We start from the raw sequence: 16,154 nt of genomic DNA on the forward strand, positions 1-16,154 counted from the left end.
CCCGGCAAACAAGAACACGTTCTTATTCCGCTCGTTCGCTCGCAGTCTTATGAGCGCTACCCCCGGTACGCAAGGGTCGCGCACGTGCCGCGCCCGCGACAGATGGCGTCGCGCCCTCCCTTGCCGCCCGCGGGGCGGCGTCACTACCTTCGGGACACAGCGGATAACTGATGGACCGTCAGACAATGGAGGGGCCGATGCCCTGTCCCGCGCTCCCCGACGGCTTCGACTTCACCGACCCCGACGTCTACCACCGCCGCGTCCCCCTCCCGGAGTTCGCCGCGCTGCGCCGCACGGCGCCGGTGTGGTGGAACGCCCAGCCCCACGGCGTCGCCGGCTTCGACGACGACGGCTACTGGGTGGTCACCCGGCACGCGGACGTGAAGGAGGTGTCCACCCGGCCCGACCTCTACTCCGCCGCCCTCAACACCTCGATCATCCGCTTCAACGAGCACATATCCCGCGACCAGATCGACGTCCAGCGGCTCATCATGCTCAACATGGACCCGCCCGAGCACACCCGCGTCCGCCAGATCGTGCAACGCGGCTTCACGCCGCGCGCGGTCCGCTCCCTGGAGGCGGCCCTGCGCGGGCGCGCGGGCGCGATCGTGGCCGCGGCGCGGGAGCGCGGCAGCGGCGACTTCGTCACCGACGTCGCCTGCGAGCTGCCTCTGCAGGCGATCGCCGAGCTCATCGGCGTCCCGCAGGAGGACCGGGCCCGGATCTTCGACTGGTCCAACAAGATGATCGGCTACGACGACCCCGAGCTGGCGATCACCGAGGAGGTCGGCGCGAACTCCGCGATGGAGCTCATCTCGTACGCGATGAACCTGGCCGGCGCGCGCAAGGAGTGCCCGGCGAAGGACATCGTCAGCCGCCTGGTCGCCGCCGAGGACGAGGGCAACCTCACCTCCGACGAGTTCGGCTTCTTCGTGCTGCTGCTGGCCGTCGCCGGCAACGAGACCACGCGCAACGCCATCAGCCACGGCATGCACGCCTTCCTCACCCACCCCCGCCAGTGGGAGCTCTACAAGCGTGAGCGCCCCGCCACCGCCGCGGAGGAGATCGTCCGCTGGGCGACGCCCGTGGTCTCCTTCCAGCGCACGGCCACCCGGGACACCGAGCTCGGCGGCGCCCGCATCCGAGCGGGCCAGCGCGTGGGCATCTTCTACGCCTCGGCCAACCACGACCCCGAGGTCTTCACGGACCCCGAGGTCTTCGACATCACCCGCGACCCCAACCCGCACCTGGGCTTCGGCGGCGGCGGACCGCACTTCTGCCTCGGCCGGTCGCTGGCCGCGCTGGAGATCGACCTCATCTTCAACGCGGTCGCCGACACCCTCCCGGACATCCGGCTGGAGGGCGAGCCGCGGCGGTTGCGGTCGTCCTGGCTGAACGGGATCAAGGAGCTGAAGGTCCGTTACCGGTGACCGGACTCCGATAACTGATGGAGCGTCAATTTCCTTTTCCCGCAGGGGAATAGTCCGTACCGGGACCTTGTACGGCGACGGCCGCGGACTTACTCTCGGGTACACCTTCCGGGCAGGCCCGTTCGTCACGCCCCACGCCCGTCACAGCACCGACCCGCGCGATGCGGCGCGACACGGCGGCCACCCGTCCGGCAGCTCTCATCCGAGGCTCTCCGAGGGGACGATCAGCATGAACGACGCGCAAGGCAGACCGGTCACGGGACGGGTCAGGTGGCGCAAGTTCGCCGTCCTGGCCGTGCCCGGCTTCGCGGCCACGGCTGCGCTGGCGGTCGCGCTCGCCGAGGGGGCCCTCGCGGCCTCGTTCGCCGTGTCGGGCCAGGAGTTCAAGGTCTCGGCCGACAGCCTGGAGGGCAAGGGCTTCGCGCAGTACGGCGGCGTGGACACCAACGCCCGCGGCGACCTGCTGCCCGTGGCGGTCACCGCGATCAAGGAGGCCGAGCTGCAGAAGCTCTGCCAGTCCGTGGTCACCCACCTGCCCGTCATCGGGGACATCTCCCTCAACCTGACGGCGGGCGGGAGCGGCACCCCGGTCAAGGCCACCAACCTCTTCATCGACGCCACCCAGCTGGGCGGCGACGCCGAGTTCACGAACATCGAGATCGGCCGCGACGCCTCCACGCTCGACAAGGGCCCGGCCGACGCCCAGGGCATGCAGGACCTCTTCGCCCAGCAGGCCGACCGCGTCAGCATGAAGAAGGTCCGGCAGGTCGCCTGGGCGACCAATGCAGGAACGTTCAAGCTCGCCGGCCTGCGGATGAACGTCTTCAAGGGCAAGCAGGAGTGCTTCTGACGTGGCGGCGAGCACCGGGACCGCCGCCGCCCGACCCCGCCCCCGCCGGCGGCCGTGGGCCGCGTGGCGGCGGTGGCGCAAGGCCCGGCCCTTCTGGGGAGGCCTCGCCACCGTGCTCGCCGGAGCGGAGATCTCCGCCATCCCGCTGGCACCGCTGAAGATCATGCTCCATCAGGGGATCGCGGGCATCCCGTCGGTCCTGATGGGACTGGTCATGGTGCTGATGGGCCTGAGCGCGTGGTTCGCGCCGCAGTACCGCACCCTCGCCGGGGTGGTGACCGTCATGATCGCGGCCGCCGCGCTGGTGATGTCGAACCTCGGCGGGTTCCTCATCGGCACCATCCTCGGCGTCATCGGCGGGGGCATGGTCTTCGCCTGGCAGCCGGTGACGCCGCCGCCGGCACCGGAGGCAGGGGGCGCGCCCGGCACGCCCGGCGGACCCGAGGCCCACGCCCCCGGCGAGGCCGGCGGGCCCGGTGCCTCCGGCCCGCCCGGCGGCGAGCCGTCCCACCCACCGCACGACGGGGCGCACCCCGGACCGCACCACGATCCCCCCGCGCACCTCCCACACAAGGAGACCCGATGACCTCCGTGACCTCTCGCAGACTCCGTCCCCGCGCCCTCCTCGCCTGCGGCGCGGGGCTGGCCGCCACCGCCGCCCTCACCCTCACCGGCGCAGCGGGCGCCCAGACCGGCCCGGCGGCCGGCCCGCTCGCGGCCGCGGAACCCACCACCGTCACCCCGGCCGGCCACTCCTTCGCGGCCACGCTCAACGGGAAGGCCACGTTCAAGGCCGGTTCGGTGACCGCCACGTGTACGGTCTCCAGCTCGCAGCCGTCGTCCGGCTCCGCCAACAACCGGATACCCGACGCCCCCGGCAACCAGAACCCGTCGGGGCCGGTCTCCAGCAGCATCAACCCGCCCACGTACTCCGGCTGCACCGCGAGCATCGCCGGGGTGACCACGACCGTCACCACGTCCGGCACGTGGACCGTGTCCATGCAGCACGGGTCGCCGATCACGGCCACCCTCGGCATCCCGGTCGGCGGCTTCGTCCTGGAGTCCAAGGGCCTGGCCAACTGCACGATCACGGCCGCGCCGACGGCGCCCGCGGACATCCTCACGACCTACACCAACGGCACCCCGTCCACGCTCACGGTCACCAACGCCACCGTGCCGGTCAAGGTCACGGGCGGCTTCGGGTGCCCGACCAGCGCGACGTCGTCGGTGTTCAACGCCGTCTACGACATCACGGACACCACCGACCCGGGCTCCCAGATCACCGTCAGCGGCTGAGCCGGACCCCCGCGGGCAGCGGATCGCTCTCGCTGCGCGCGGCCGGCACCTTGCCGAACGCCTGCCGCCCCGGGCCGCTGAGCACGTACTGGATGGCGAAACCGGACAGTACGACGAGCGCACCGCCGACCGCGTCGAGCACGTAGTGGTTGGCGGTGCCGACGATCACGGACAGGGTCAGCAGCGGGTAGAGCATGCCGAGGCACTTCAGCCACGGCTTCGGCGCGACGGCGGCGATCACGACGCCGCACCACAGCGACCAGCCGATGTGCAGCGACGGCATGGCCGCGTACTGGTTGGACAGCTCCGTCAGCGCCCCGAAGTCGGGGTGGTCGAGGTCCTGCGGGCCGTTGGCCGTGTCGACGAAGCCGAGGCCGGGCATCAGCCGCGGCGGCGCCAGCGGGTAGGCCCAGAAGCCGGCCAGCGCGATCAGCGTGGCCAGAGACAGGGCTGTCCTGGCCCAGCGGTAGGTGCCGGGGCGGCGCACGTAGAGGTAGACCAGCAGGGACACCGGCACCAGGAAGTGGAAGGTGCCGTAGTAGTAGTTCATGCCGTCGGTGAGCCAGCCGACGCCCGCCACGAAGTGGTTGAAGCCGTGCTCGACGTCGATGTGCAGGAACTCCTCGATGCCGAGGATCTGCCGGCCGTGGGCCTCCGCGAGGGAGCGCTCGCCGGGGGCCTGCCCGCGGATGTACGAGTAGACCCAGTAGCCGACCCGTAAAAGCATCAGTTCCAGCAGGACGTTCGACCGGGACAGCGGGCGCTTCCAGAAGCGGAAGAGCGGCACCCAGGCGAAGCGGCCCTGCTGCGGCTCGGTCACCGGCGTCGGCAGCGGCCGCTCCCAGCCCTCCGCCGTGCGCAGCAGGAAGGGCACCACGCAGGCCGCGAGGAGCGCGGCGAGCAGCGGGGCGTTGTCCCCGAGGGGGCGCAGGAACGGGTTGTCCGGCATCAGCGCGGTGCTCGTGAGCGTCATCACCAGGACGACGAGCACGGGCCACGCGAGCCGGTCGGCGCGGCGCTTGCCGACCCGGCCGACGACCGCGAGCAGGAGCCACAGCTGCTGGTGCTGCCAGGCCGCCGGCGAGACCGCGACCGCGGTGCAGCCGGCGACGGCCGTCGCGAGCAGGACCTGCCCGTCGAGGGCGTAGCGCGCGGCGCGGCGCAGGCCGAGCACGGCGACGGCCGCGGCCAGCAGCCCGTACAGCGCCAGTTCGGCCGGGCCGTGCAGGCCCAGGCGGAGCAGCAGGCCGTGCAGGGACTGGTTGGCGAGCCCGCCGGGAGCGTGACCGAGGCCCGCGCCGGCGATGTGGTGGATCCAGTACGTCCACGAGTCGTCCGGCATGACCACCCACGTGAGTGCCGAGCAGGCCACGAAGGTGACGCCGCCGGCGGCGGCCGCGCGGCGGCGGCCCGTCAGCCACAGCAGGACGGCGAAGAGCAGCACGGTGGGCTGCAGCGCCGCGGCGACCCCGATGAGCAGGCCGCTCGTCCGGCCGGAGCCCTGCGCGAGGCGGGGCGGGCAGCAGGCGAGGAGCACCAGCAGGACGGGGATGATGCTCGTCTGCCCGAGCGTGAAGGTGTTCCGCACGGGCAGCGAGGCCACGGTCAGGATCACGGCCACGGGGGCGGCCAGCAGCGCCGTACGGCGCGGGACGGGCCCCGGCAGGGAGCGGGCGGCGACGAGCGCGAGGGCCACGACCAGCAGGAGCGTGCCGAACGTCCAGAAGATGCCGAGGCTCTCCTCGGCGGCCTTCGTCAATGGTTTGAGCGCGAGTCCCGCGAAGGGGGTACCGGTGAACCGGTCGGTGTCGTAGAGCGAGCCGCGCACGTGCAGGACGCCGTTGTCGCCGATCCACCGGCCGAGGTCGGTCAGGCGCCGCTCGGGAGGCAGTCTGAGCACCGCCGCGGTCTGACGCACGGCCAGCAGCCCGGCGAGGAGCCACAGCACGCCCAAGGCGAGGCCGGTCCCCGCCCCCGCTCCCGCTCCCGGCGGGCTTCCCAGCCGCCCGCCCCTCTGTGCATTCGCCACGCCCCGACGCTCCTCCAGTCGCCCAGCTCGGTCACTCTCGTAGCGCTCTTCGAGACCTTACTGAGTCCTGGAGAACAGACCAGGGCACCTCCGGGTCACCGCGCATAATTCGGGCGCGCTTCCGGAACGCCCGTGCGACCATGCCCGCATGACCCGTAAGGCCCCCCTTCCCGCCTCCTCCTGGAGCATCGCCCCGCAGTCCGTCGGCTCCGCCGGGTCCGCCGCGTTGCTTCGCGAGTACCTGACGGACGTCGCCGACCGCTGGTACGTCCTCAACCTCGGGCGGCGGTGCACCCCCGAGGAGATCGAGGGGCACCTCGCCGAGGATCCCAGCGACGATCTCGATCCGCCGAAGGGGCTGCTGATGGTCGCGCGGCGGGACGGGGAGCCGGTGGGGTGCGTGGGGCTGCGGTGGTTCGACCGGGCGCGGGGTGCGGCCGAGTTGAAGCGGATGTACGTGCGGCCGGCCGCGCGCGGGCAGGGGCTCGCGCCCGCGCTGCTGGCCGAGGCCGAGGCCGTCGCACGGCAGTGGGGCGCGGAGCGGATCCTGCTGGACACGCGGAAGGACCTGGTGGAGGCGGTGGCGCTCTACACCCGGCACGGCTTCGCCCACGTCCCGCGGTACAACAGCCCCGAGGAGAATCCTTACGCCGAGGTGTGGATGGCGAAGGAGCTCCGGGCCTGACATGAGCCCCCGCGGGTTGCTTCGAGCCCCGCGGGGTTGTTTCGAGCCCCCGCGCGGTCACTTCAGGTGATGGATGACGTGCAGTAAGTTACAGCGCTGTGGAGCCTCTCGTCTCACCCGTCCATTCGCACAACGAGTGGGACCCGCTGGAAGAGGTCATCGTCGGGCGCCTCGACGGCGCGGCGATCCCTTCCGACCACCCCGTCGTGGCCTGCAACCTCCCGCCGTGGGCGGCGCGGCTGCAGGGGCGCGCCGCCGGCTGGAGATATCCGCGCGTGCTGGTCGAGCGGGCGCAGGAGGAGCTCGACCGCTTCATCGCCCTCCTGGGGTCCCTCGGCGTCACGGTCAGGCGCCCGGACGCGGCGGACCACAGGCGGCGCTTCGGCACCCCCGACTGGTCGTCCCGCGGCTTCTGCAGCGCCTGTCCGCGCGACGGCTTGCTCGTGGTCGGCGACGAGATCATCGAGACCCCGATGGCGTGGCCGTGCCGCTACTTCGACACCCACCCCTACCGCACGCTCCTCAAGGACTACTTCCGGCGCGGCGCGCGGTGGACGGCGGCGCCGAAGCCGCAGCTCACCGACGCGCTGTTCGAGGCGGATTTCCGTCCCGCCGCGCCGGGCGAGCCCGTGCGCCGCATCCTCACCGAGTTCGAGCCGGTGTTCGACGCCGCGGATTTCGTACGCGCCGGACGCGACCTGTTCGTGACGCCGAGCAACGTCACCAACCGCATGGGCATCGACTGGCTGCGCCGCCACCTCGGGCCCGGCTACCGCATCCACGAGATCGAGAGCCGCTCCCGCACGCCCATGCACATCGACACGACGTTCCTCCCGCTCGCGCCCGGCAAGGTGCTGGTGAACCCCGAGTACATCGACGTCGGCCGGCTGCCCGACGTCCTGCGCTCCTGGGACGTCCTGGTCGCCCCCGAACCCGACCCGATCGAGGAGCGCCTGCTCAGGATCACCTCGATGTGCGGCAAGTGGCTCAGCCTGAACGTCCTGGTGGTCGACGGCACCAGGGTGGTGGCGGAGCGGCACCACACCGGCATGCTGCGCGCACTGGAGCGGTGGGGGTTCGAGCCGGTCCCGTGCGACCTGCTGCACTACGCGCCGTTCGGCGGCTCGTTCCACTGCGCGACGCTCGACGTCCGGCGCCGCGGCACGCTCGAATCGTATTTCCCGTGACCTGCGGCCGGTGATCCGCGGCCGGTGATCCGCGGGCGGCGGGCCGCGCTACGCGCCGCCGCGGCGGGCGAGCCGGTGCTCCGCACCCGCGCGGACGATCCCGTCACTCGCGCCGAGCAGACCCGTCAGCGCCTCGCGGGCCCTCCGGGGCTCCAGGAACTCCTGGCCTCATCGCGGTTCCCCGAACGTCATCGCGGCTCCCCGAACGTCACCGGTGCGTCGAACGCGGCCCTCCGGGTCGCCCTCCGCAGCGCCTTCAGGACCGTCGGGCCGAGCGTGAGCGTCGCCGTGACCGTCACGACCGCGCGCGGCACGTCCCAGCCCAGGGACGTCGCCAGGCAGTACGCGACGAAGCGGGCGAAATTCTCCTGGACCGGGTCGCCCGGGACGAAGGACACGCCCGTGGCGAGCGAGCCGATGTACGGCCAGCCCTGGAGGTTCATCACCGTGCCGTAGAAGAGGGAGGCCGCCGCGCCGTAGCCCGCGAGCATGAGCACCTCGCGGGGGCCGCGCAGGCGGTCGGGTCCGGGCAGCAGGCCCGCGCCCATGGCCACCCACCCCATCGACAGCATCTGGAACGGCATCCAGGGCCCGACGCCGCCCGTCAGCAGCGCCGACGCGAACATCGACACCGCACCGAGCACGAAGCCGAAGCCGGGGCCGAGGACCCGGCCCGACAGCACCATCAGGAAGAACATCGGCTCGATGCCCGCCGTCCCCGCGCCCAGCGGCCGCAGGGCCGCGCCCGCCGCCGCCAGGACGCCGAGCATCGCGATCGCCTTCGCGTCCAGGCCCGAGTCGGCGATGGCCGCCACCACGACGGCCAGCAGCAGCGGGAGCAGCGCCGCGAACAGCCACGGCGCGTCCTGGGAGTGCGCGAGGCCCGACGCGGAGTCGGCGAGCAGGGGCCAGCCGAAGGCCGCCACCCCGGTCGCGGAGACGAGGAGCAGGGCCGCGATCGAGCGCCTGCCGAGGCGGATCGCCCGCGCCTGGCGGTCGGGGGCGGTGTCCCTGCGGCCGGGTGCGACGTTCTTCCCGTCGGGTGCGGAGTCCTCGCGGTCCTGTGCGGTGTCCTTCACGAGCCCGCCTCCAGCGCGTCCCGCACCTGTCCGACCGTCAGCCACGGCTGCGGCGCGAGGACCTTGGCCACCTGCGGCGCGAAGGCCGGCGAGGAGACCACGACCTCGGCCGTCGGGCCGTCCGCGACGATCTCGCCGTCGGCGATGACGACGACCCGGTGGGCCAGCTCCGCGGCCAGCTCCACGTCGTGCGTGGCCAGGACGATCGCGTGCCCCTCGGCGGCCAGGCCGCGCAGGATCTCCACCAGGCGGTGCTTGGCCGCGTAGTCGAGGCCGCGGGTCGGCTCGTCGAGGAGGATCAGCGGCGGGCGCGCCGTCAGCACGACCGCGAGGGCGAGCGCGAGGCGCTGGCCCTCCGACAGGTCGCGCGGGTGCGTCGTGCCGGGGACGTCCGGCAGGAGCCGGGAGACGAGCGCGCGGCAGGTGCCCGGTTCCGCGCCCGCGTCGCCGTCGGCCGCCGTGCACTCGGCCGCGACCGTGTCCGCGTACAGCAGGTCGCGCGGCTCCTGCGGTACGAGGCCCACGTGGCGCAGCAGTTCCGCCGGGGTCGTGCTCTGCGGGGCGACGCCGCCCACGCGCACGGAGCCCGCGGCGGGCTTGTGCATGCCGACGAGCGTGCGCAGCAGCGTGGACTTGCCCGCGCCGTTGCGGCCCATCAGCGCGACCGTCTCCCCGGCCCGTACGGACAGGTTCACGTCGCGCAGCGCCACCAGCCGGCCGTGCCGGACGGCGAGCCCGGCGGCGGCCGCGGCGGGGGCGGGGCCGGTGTCCGCCGTGCGGCGGGCCTTGCGCAGGAAACCGGTGCGGCGGGGGCGGGCCGCGACGCCCTCCGCGCCCTGCGGGGCGGCCGTGGCCGGCGGTGCCAGCGGGGCCAGCCGCTCCCGCAGCGGCGGCGCCATGCGGCGCGCGTCCCGTACGGACAGGGGCAGCGGTGACCAGCCGGCGAGCCGGCCCAGGTCGACGACGGGCGGGTGGACCGGCGACACCGCCATGACCTCGGCCGGCCCGCCCGCGACGGGGGCCCGCCCGGGGCCGGGCAGCAGGATGACGCGGTCCGCGTACTGCACGACCCGCTCCAGCCGGTGCTCGGCCATCAGGACCGTGGTGCCCAGGTCGTGGACCAGGCGCTGCAGGACGGCGAGCACCTCCTCGGCAGCGCCCGGGTCCAGGGCGGACGTCGGCTCGTCGAGGACCAGCACCTTCGGGTGCGTGGTCAGCACCGAGCCGATCGCCACGCGCTGCTGCTGGCCGCCGGAGAGCGTGGCGATGGGGCGGTCGCGGAGGGTCGCGAGGCCCAGCAGGTCGAGGGTCTCCTCGACGCGGCGCCGCATGGTGTGCGGGGGGATGCCGAGGGACTCCATGCCGTACGCGAGCTCGTCCTCGACGGTGTCGGTGACGAAGTGCGCGAGCGGGTCCTGGCCCACGGTGCCGACGACGTCGGCGAGTTCGCGCGGCTTGTGGGTACGGGTGTCGCGGCCGGCGACGGTGACGCGGCCGTGCAGGGTGCCGCCGGTGAAGTGCGGGACGAGGCCGCTGACGGTGCCGAGGAGGGTGGACTTGCCGACGCCGGACGGGCCGACGAGCAGGCAGAGTTCGCCCTCGGGGACGCTGAGGTCGACCTCCTGGAGCGAGGGTGCCTCGGCGTCGTCGTAGGTGACCGACACCTGCTCGAAGCGGATCACTTGGGCTCCTTGGGGGTGGGGGTCTCGGTGGCCTCGGCACCGCCGCGCTCCCCGGCGGGTGCCGAGCGCCGCCGCGGCGGAGAAGGATGCCCCGGCCCCACCCTTTCACCGTTTCCCGGGGCTGTGCCCCGGACCCCGGGGGGTGGGGTGGTGGGGGCTGCGCCCCGGGCGCCGGGCCGTGGGGTGGAGGCTGCGTCCCGGGCCCCGGGCGGTGCGGTGGCGGACGCATTGCCCCGGCTCCCGGGGGGCCGGGGGCCTGCCCCCGGATTCGGGAAGGGGCGGGACTGGGGAAGATCTCCCGCCGCAGCGGTGCCCGGCCCCCGGCGGCCTGCCCGGCGGTGCCCGGCAGCCCACGGATCGGCCGCCCCCGGCCCGGCCGGTTCCCGCCCGGCAGAGCCCGGCTCAGCGCCTCGCGGCGAGCGCCCCGCGCCCCGCGACCCCCCGCCGGCGGGCGCCGGCGCCACGAACGCCGGGAGCAAGCCGATCAGGATCGCCGCCGCGGGCCACACCGGCAGCTGCGGCGTCGTCAGCGGTACCGCCGGCGGGTGCAGCGCGGCCGCCGCGTAGGTGTTCGCCTGGATCATCAGGGCCGCGACGGCCACGCCCGAGCCGGACACCAGCCAGGCCCGTACGCCCCACCGGTCCGGCCGGTAGCGCGTGCGCACGGAGCGGCGGCCGCCCAGCCACAGGCCTGCCAGCGCGGCGGCGAGACCGGACAGCAGGACGGGCATGCCGTAGCCCGCGCCCTGGTCGGCGAGCAGCCCGTACGTGCCGGCGCAGACGCCCATCAGGCCGCCCAGCGTGAGCGCGCTCGTGGTGCGGCGGACCGCGCGCGGCACCCGGGCCGTGCGGCCGTAGCCCCGCGCGTCCATCGACGCCGCCAGCGCCACGGAACGCTCCAGCGCGCCCTCCAGCACCGGCAGTCCCACCTGGAGCAGGGCGGCGAGGCCGCGGTCGGGGCGTCCGCGCAGGCGGCGGGCGGCGCGCAGCCGCTGGACGTCGGCGACGAGGTTCGGCGCGAACGTCATCGCGACGACGACCGCGACGCCCGCCTCGTACAGCGCCCCGGGCAGGGACTTCAGCAGCCGCGCCGGGCTGGCGAGCGCGTTGGCCGCGCCCACGCACACCAGCAGCGTGGCCAGCTTCATGCCGTCGTAGAACGCGAAGAGCAGCCCCTCGGCCGTCACCCGGCCGCCGAGCCGCACCCCCCGCGCCCAGTCCGGAAGCGGCACCTCCGGCAGGACGAAGAGCGTGTGCGTGCCCGGGATCGGGGAGCCCAGCACGATCGCGAAGACGAGCCGGATGCCGATGACGACGAGGCCGAGCTTGAGGAACGCCCCGTACGAGCGCGCCCAGGGCGCGTCCGTGCGCCGCGCGGCCACGACGTAGCCGGCGACGGCGATGAGCAGGCCGAGCAGCAGGACGTTGGTGGTGCGGGAGGCCGCCGCGGCCAGGCCGAGCGCCCACACCCACCAGGCGCCCGCGTGCAGCGCGGAGGCGCGCGAGGTGAGGGGCGCGCCCCCGGCGTCACCGCCGGCACCGCCCCCGGCGCCGACCCCCGTACTCACTCCTGACCCGCCCCGCGGCGGCTTCTTCCCCTCGCTCATCCGCGGCGTCGGCGGGCCTGCCAGACGGCCGCGGCGCCCAGGACGACCACGGCGGCGATGCCGCCGATCAGGCCGGCCGAGGGGCCGCCGCCGTCGCCGGAGCCCGCGCCGTCGGAGCCTTCGCTCGCGGCCGGGCCCGGCTGTGCGCTCCCGTCCGGGGAATCCTTCCTCGCGCCGCCGACCTGCTCGCCGCAGCCCGTCCGCGGGTAGCCGGCGATGGCGCACAGCAGGGCGGAGGAGTCGTAGCGCAGCGGCTTGGCGACGGCGGCCAGCGCCTCGCCCGCGGTCGCGTCCTCGCCCACCTGGGCGCAGGCCGAGCGGGCGGCGGGCGGCGTCTCGCCCTTGGGGGCGTCCGCGGCCGTGCCGAAGTCGAGGACGACGGCGACGCGCTTCGTACCGTCCTTGGCGGGCGTGCCGTCGCAGACCGCCGCGAAGCCGGCGGCGGCGCGCGGCTTCGCGGCGTCGGAGGAGTCCGCGCTGACGGCGAACCGGAACCCGACGGCCTCGCCGTCACCGGGCCGGGCCGTGGCGGGCCCCTGCGTGGCGTACGCCCACTGCCCGCCGGAGCCCTGCCAGAACGACCAGTACCGGTAGCCGGAGGCCTGCGCGGGGGCGGTGCCGAGGAGGGTGAGGAGCACGGCGGCGAGCGCGGCGACCGCGCCGCCGCGCGTCACGACGCCGCGCGCCGCAGCGGCTCGGGTCACAGCTGCTGCTTCTTCTTGCGGCCGCTGATCAGGAAGCCGATGCCGGCGCCGAAGGCCAGGCCGACGCCCACGATCCACCACACGTTGACGGTGACGGAGTCGTCGTCCTTCTTCTCCTCCGTGCCCATGCCGCCGGTGGCCTTCTTCTCCGGGGCCGGGCCGGTGGCGTTCAGCTGCTCCACCAGGTCGGTGCCCGCGAAGTCGTGCGGGTTGCCGCCCGCGGCGCGGGTGGCCAGGATCAGCTTGGCGAGGCGGCCGGGCTGGCCCTTGGCCCACTCGGCGGTGCCGCTCTCCTTGGACTGCAGCCACTTCAGGGGCTTCTCGGCGGCCGAGCGGTGGCCGCCGGCGGCGAGGGCGAGGGCGGCGTCGGCGGTGTTGCCCTGGTCGGGCTTGGCGGGGGCGCCGGGCATGGACGGCAGCAGGTAGCCGCCGTTCTTGTCCATGGTGGCCACGAGGTAGCCGTCGACGGCCTCGGCGGCAGCGGCGGCGTCCTTGGGCTTCGCCTTGTCGTCGCCGGAGCACTCCAGCGGCTTGACCGGCTGGTCGGCGTCCTTCTTCGGGGGCTCGACGAGGTAGCCCTTGCCGCGCGTGGCGAGCGCGGCGGCGGCGCTGGCGAGGTTGTCGGCGCGCAGCCCCTTGTCGTCCTTGAGGTACGCGAACGCGCCGCGTTCGCCCTCCTCCTTCGCGTCGCAGCCGAGCTGGAAGGTCAGCAGCGTCTCGACGGGGTTCCTGCCGCCCTTGGCGGCCTCCTTGGCCGGGTCCTGCCCGGCCGCGGCGAACGCGCCGAGCGCGATGGAGGTGGAGTTGGCGTCGCTGGGGCTGCCGGCCTGGTAGCCCCAGCCGCCGTCCTCGTTCTGGTGGGCCTTGAGCCAGTCGAGGCCCTTCTTGACGGCCTCCGAGCGGCCTCCGGCGGCGGCGAGGCCCTGCACGGCCGCGGCGGTGGCGTCCGTGAACTCGTCCTTCTTGGGGTCGCACGCCTTGCCCGTGTCGGCGCGGTAGCCGGGGAAGCCGCCGTCCGCGCACTGCTGGCCGGCGAGCCAGTCGACGGCCTGCCGGGCCGGCGTGACGCCCGTCGCGCTCTGCGCCATGAAGGCCAGGGACTGCCGGAAGACGCCGTCGAACTTGGGGTCCGCCGTGCCGTAGAGCCCGGGGGCGGCCGGGGACGGGGAGCCGTCGGCGAGGGCGGCGGGGACCACGGCCGTGCTCAGGGCGGCGGCGGTGGCCAGGACCGCGGCGCCGCGGCGCGCGTGGACGACGAGGGAGGGGGCCATGGGGTCGTGCCTCTCGGGTGGGTGTCACTGCGGTGGCCGGCGTGCCGGGGTGCGCGGTGGCGCAGCCGTGCGCGGCTGCCGCCCCGCGAGCTTCGCGCGGTGGCACCGGGCTCGGCTCCGCATACCTCGACGGTGCCGGTGGACCGGGCGGCACCGCCAGGCGGTACGACCGGCTCCGGAAGCCTGCCGCCTGGCCCGGGTGGTCCGGCTCGTACGGCCGTGCCGGGGCGGCGGGCCGTAGTCACGGTTGCGGGTCAGCGCCGGATTTGCACCGGCTTCCCCCGTTCCGAGGCGGGATGAAGTTGTCACGGACACTTTAACCGGCCGGGTCGGGGCCCGGTCGTCCGCCGAGCCCGCCGATCCCGTTGCCCCGGCGCCGGAGGAGCTGCTAACTGTCTGATGCAGCGTCAGATCCGACGCTCAGGGCTCCGCAGACGCGCGGGAGGCATCGGACATGAACCGGGACCTGAACCGGGACGGGAACGGACTGATCGAGCACGGGCAGCTCTTCATCGGCGGCACCATGACCGACCCGGCCGGCCGCGCCGTCATCGACGTCGTGTCGCCGCACACCGAGGAGGTCATCGGCCGCGTCCCGCACGCCTCGCGCGAGGACGTCGACCGCGCCGTGGCCGCGGCCCGCACCTCCTTCGACTCCGGGATCTGGGCGGACCGGCCGGCGGCCGAGCGCATCGAGGTCGTCACCCGGATCAAGGACGGCATCGCCGCCCGGCACGAGGAGCTGGCCCGCACCGTCTCCGCCCAGAACGGCTCCCCCTACTCCTGGAGCGTCCTGGCCCAGGCCCTCGGCGCGATGATGGTGTGGGACTGCGCCATCGCCGTCGCCCGCGACCTGTCCTACGAGGAGCGGCGGGCGGGCGCCCTCGGGCCGCTGCTGGTGCGGCGCGAGCCCGTCGGCGTCGTCGCGGCCGTCGTGCCGTGGAACATGCCCCAGCTGGTGGCCGCGGCCAAGCTCGCGCCCGCGCTGCTGACCGGCTGCTCGGTGGTGCTCAAGCCCTCGCCCGAGACGCCCCTGGACTCCTACCTGCTGGCGGAGATCGTCACCGAGGCGGGCCTGCCGGAGGGCGTGCTGTCCGTCCTCCCCGCGGAGCGCGAGGTCAGCGAGTACCTCGTCGGCCACCCGGGCGTCGACAAGGTGGCCTTCACCGGCTCGGTCGCGGCGGGCAGGCGCGTCATGGAGGTCGCCGCGCGCAACCTCACCCGCGTCACCCTGGAGCTCGGCGGGAAGTCCGCGGCGATCATCCTGCCGGACGCCGACCTGGACGCGGCCGTCACCGGCATCGTCCCCACCGCCTGGATGAACAACGGCCAGGCGTGCGTCGCCCAGACGCGCATCCTCGCCCCCCGCGCCCACTACGCCGAGCTGGCCGAGCGCTTCGCCGCGGCCGCCTCCGCCCTCGTCGTCGGCGACCCCCTCGACCCCGCCACCCAGGTCGGCCCGCTCGTCGCCGAGCGGCAGCGGCGGCGCTCGCTGGAGTACATCGCGCTCGGGCAGCGCGAGGGCGCCAAGGTGCTCGCCGGCGGCGGCCGGCCGGCGGACCGCGACACCGGCTGGTACGTCGAGCCCACCCTGTTCGGCGACGTCTCCAACGCCATGCGGATCGCCCGCGAGGAGATCTTCGGGCCCGTGATCTGCCTGCTGCCCTACGACACGGAGGAGGAGGCCGTGCACATCGCCGACGACTCCGACTACGGGCTCTCCGGCAGCGTCTGGACCCGCGACGCCGAGCGCGGCATCGAGGTCGCCCGCCGGGTGCGCACCGGCACGTACTCGGTCAACACCTTCGGCCTCGACATGTTCGGCCCCTTCGGCGGCTACAAGAACTCCGGCCTGGGGCGGGAGTTCGGGCCCGAGGGCTTCGCCGAGTACCTGGAGCACAAGACGATCCACCTGCCGGCGGGGCACGGGGAGCCCGCCGGGGGAGAGGCGTGACCGGGGAGGGCGGGCGCTGGCGCGTGCGCGTCGACCGGGGGCTGTGCGTGGGCTCGGGGATGTGCGCGGGGAACGCACCGGAGGCCTTCGCGCTCGACGAGGGACGGCGCTCGCGCCCGGTCGCGGAGGAGACGGACGCGTCCGCTCCGCTGTTCACGGCCGCCGAGAGCTGCCCGGTGGAGGCGATCACGATCAGCGTCCTGGACACGGGTGAGCCCGTCTTTCCCCCGGACTTCCCCCCGGAGGAGTGACGCGGGGACGTGTGCAGCAACGCCGTTCGTACGCACGCGCGTTGTTACTCATGCGTTCCGCACACTTCCTTGATGACACATGTGACTGGCCGGTCCCCTCACGGCGTGGAAATCTCTAGGCAACGCAGC

Annotated in this window: 13 protein-coding genes and 1 pseudogene; 8 read left to right on the forward strand and 6 right to left on the reverse strand. The window is 74.3% G+C overall.

Annotated features, from left to right (window positions below; translation table 11 throughout):
• Positions 1 to 197: 197 nt before the first annotated feature.
• From ACFPP6_RS04545 to ACFPP6_RS04560, 4 genes are all read left to right on the forward strand, one after another.
• Positions 198 to 1,430 (forward strand): cytochrome P450, encoded by a 1,233-nt coding sequence (locus tag ACFPP6_RS04545; protein ID WP_382037439.1) that lies wholly within the window; start codon positions 198 to 200, stop codon positions 1,428 to 1,430.
• A 229-nt stretch (positions 1,431 to 1,659) separates the two neighbouring features.
• Positions 1,660 to 2,280, forward strand: coding sequence for a DUF6230 family protein (locus tag ACFPP6_RS04550; protein WP_256790261.1), 621 nt, complete (start codon positions 1,660 to 1,662; stop codon positions 2,278 to 2,280).
• Between the two features lies 1 nt (position 2,281).
• A complete protein-coding gene (locus ACFPP6_RS04555; protein ID WP_382037441.1) occupies positions 2,282 to 2,866 on the forward strand; it encodes a DUF6114 domain-containing protein in 585 nt (194 codons plus the stop codon).
• A complete protein-coding gene (locus tag ACFPP6_RS04560; RefSeq protein ID WP_382037443.1) occupies positions 2,863 to 3,576 on the forward strand; it encodes a hypothetical protein in 714 nt (237 codons plus the stop codon). Before ACFPP6_RS04555 ends, ACFPP6_RS04560 begins: the two co-directional genes overlap by 4 nt.
• On the opposite strand, the gene ACFPP6_RS04565 is transcribed toward ACFPP6_RS04560, so the two are convergent.
• A complete protein-coding gene (locus tag ACFPP6_RS04565) occupies positions 3,566 to 5,605 on the reverse strand; it encodes a bifunctional glycosyltransferase 87/phosphatase PAP2 family protein (RefSeq protein WP_382037445.1) in 2,040 nt (679 codons plus the stop codon). The genes ACFPP6_RS04560 and ACFPP6_RS04565 overlap by 11 nt on opposite strands.
• A 148-nt stretch (positions 5,606 to 5,753) precedes the next feature.
• Here ACFPP6_RS04565 and ACFPP6_RS04570 point away from each other — a divergent pair, with 148 nt between their 5' ends.
• Positions 5,754 to 6,290 carry a GNAT family N-acetyltransferase gene (locus ACFPP6_RS04570; protein ID WP_382037447.1) on the forward strand — a complete coding sequence of 179 codons (537 nt, stop codon included), beginning with the start codon at positions 5,754 to 5,756 and terminating at the stop codon, positions 6,288 to 6,290.
• Positions 6,291 to 6,388: 98 nt separating this feature from the next.
• Complete coding sequence (locus ACFPP6_RS04575; protein ID WP_382037449.1) at positions 6,389 to 7,477, forward strand: amidinotransferase; 1,089 nt, start codon at positions 6,389 to 6,391, stop codon at positions 7,475 to 7,477.
• A 188-nt stretch (positions 7,478 to 7,665) separates the two neighbouring features.
• Here the strand turns inward: ACFPP6_RS04575 and ACFPP6_RS04580 are convergent, their stop codons facing one another.
• From ACFPP6_RS04580 to ACFPP6_RS04600, 5 genes and pseudogenes are all read right to left on the reverse strand, one after another.
• Positions 7,666 to 8,457 (reverse strand): ECF transporter S component, encoded by a 792-nt coding sequence (locus tag ACFPP6_RS04580; RefSeq protein ID WP_382037716.1) that lies wholly within the window; start codon positions 8,455 to 8,457, stop codon positions 7,666 to 7,668.
• A 95-nt stretch (positions 8,458 to 8,552) separates the two neighbouring features.
• Positions 8,553 to 10,238, reverse strand: coding sequence for an ABC transporter ATP-binding protein (locus ACFPP6_RS04585; RefSeq protein WP_382037451.1), 1,686 nt, complete (start codon positions 10,236 to 10,238; stop codon positions 8,553 to 8,555).
• A 449-nt stretch (positions 10,239 to 10,687) separates the two neighbouring features.
• Positions 10,688 to 11,845 (reverse strand): annotated as a pseudogene (locus tag ACFPP6_RS04590) (energy-coupling factor transporter transmembrane component T); the annotation flags it as partial.
• A complete protein-coding gene (locus ACFPP6_RS04595) occupies positions 11,842 to 12,549 on the reverse strand; it encodes an SCO2322 family protein (RefSeq protein ID WP_382037453.1) in 708 nt (235 codons plus the stop codon). The gene ACFPP6_RS04595 and the pseudogene ACFPP6_RS04590, both read right to left, overlap by 4 nt.
• Complete coding sequence (locus ACFPP6_RS04600; RefSeq protein ID WP_382037455.1) at positions 12,546 to 13,820, reverse strand: prenyltransferase/squalene oxidase repeat-containing protein; 1,275 nt, start codon at positions 13,818 to 13,820, stop codon at positions 12,546 to 12,548. The genes ACFPP6_RS04595 and ACFPP6_RS04600 overlap by 4 nt, the downstream gene beginning before the upstream one ends.
• A gap of 454 nt (positions 13,821 to 14,274) precedes the next feature.
• Here ACFPP6_RS04600 and ACFPP6_RS04605 point away from each other — a divergent pair, with 454 nt between their 5' ends.
• Together ACFPP6_RS04605 and ACFPP6_RS04610 are read left to right on the forward strand one after the other, a co-directional pair.
• Positions 14,275 to 15,774 (forward strand): aldehyde dehydrogenase, encoded by a 1,500-nt coding sequence (locus ACFPP6_RS04605; protein WP_382037457.1) that lies wholly within the window; start codon positions 14,275 to 14,277, stop codon positions 15,772 to 15,774.
• Positions 15,771 to 16,025, forward strand: a complete 255-nt coding sequence (locus tag ACFPP6_RS04610; RefSeq protein WP_382037459.1) for a ferredoxin — start codon at positions 15,771 to 15,773, stop codon at positions 16,023 to 16,025. The genes ACFPP6_RS04605 and ACFPP6_RS04610 overlap by 4 nt, the downstream gene beginning before the upstream one ends.
• Positions 16,026 to 16,154 lie beyond the last annotated feature (129 nt).

This window comes from Streptomyces aureoversilis, assembly GCF_042657885.1.
GTDB lineage: Bacteria > Actinomycetota > Actinomycetes > Streptomycetales > Streptomycetaceae > Streptomyces > Streptomyces aureoversilis.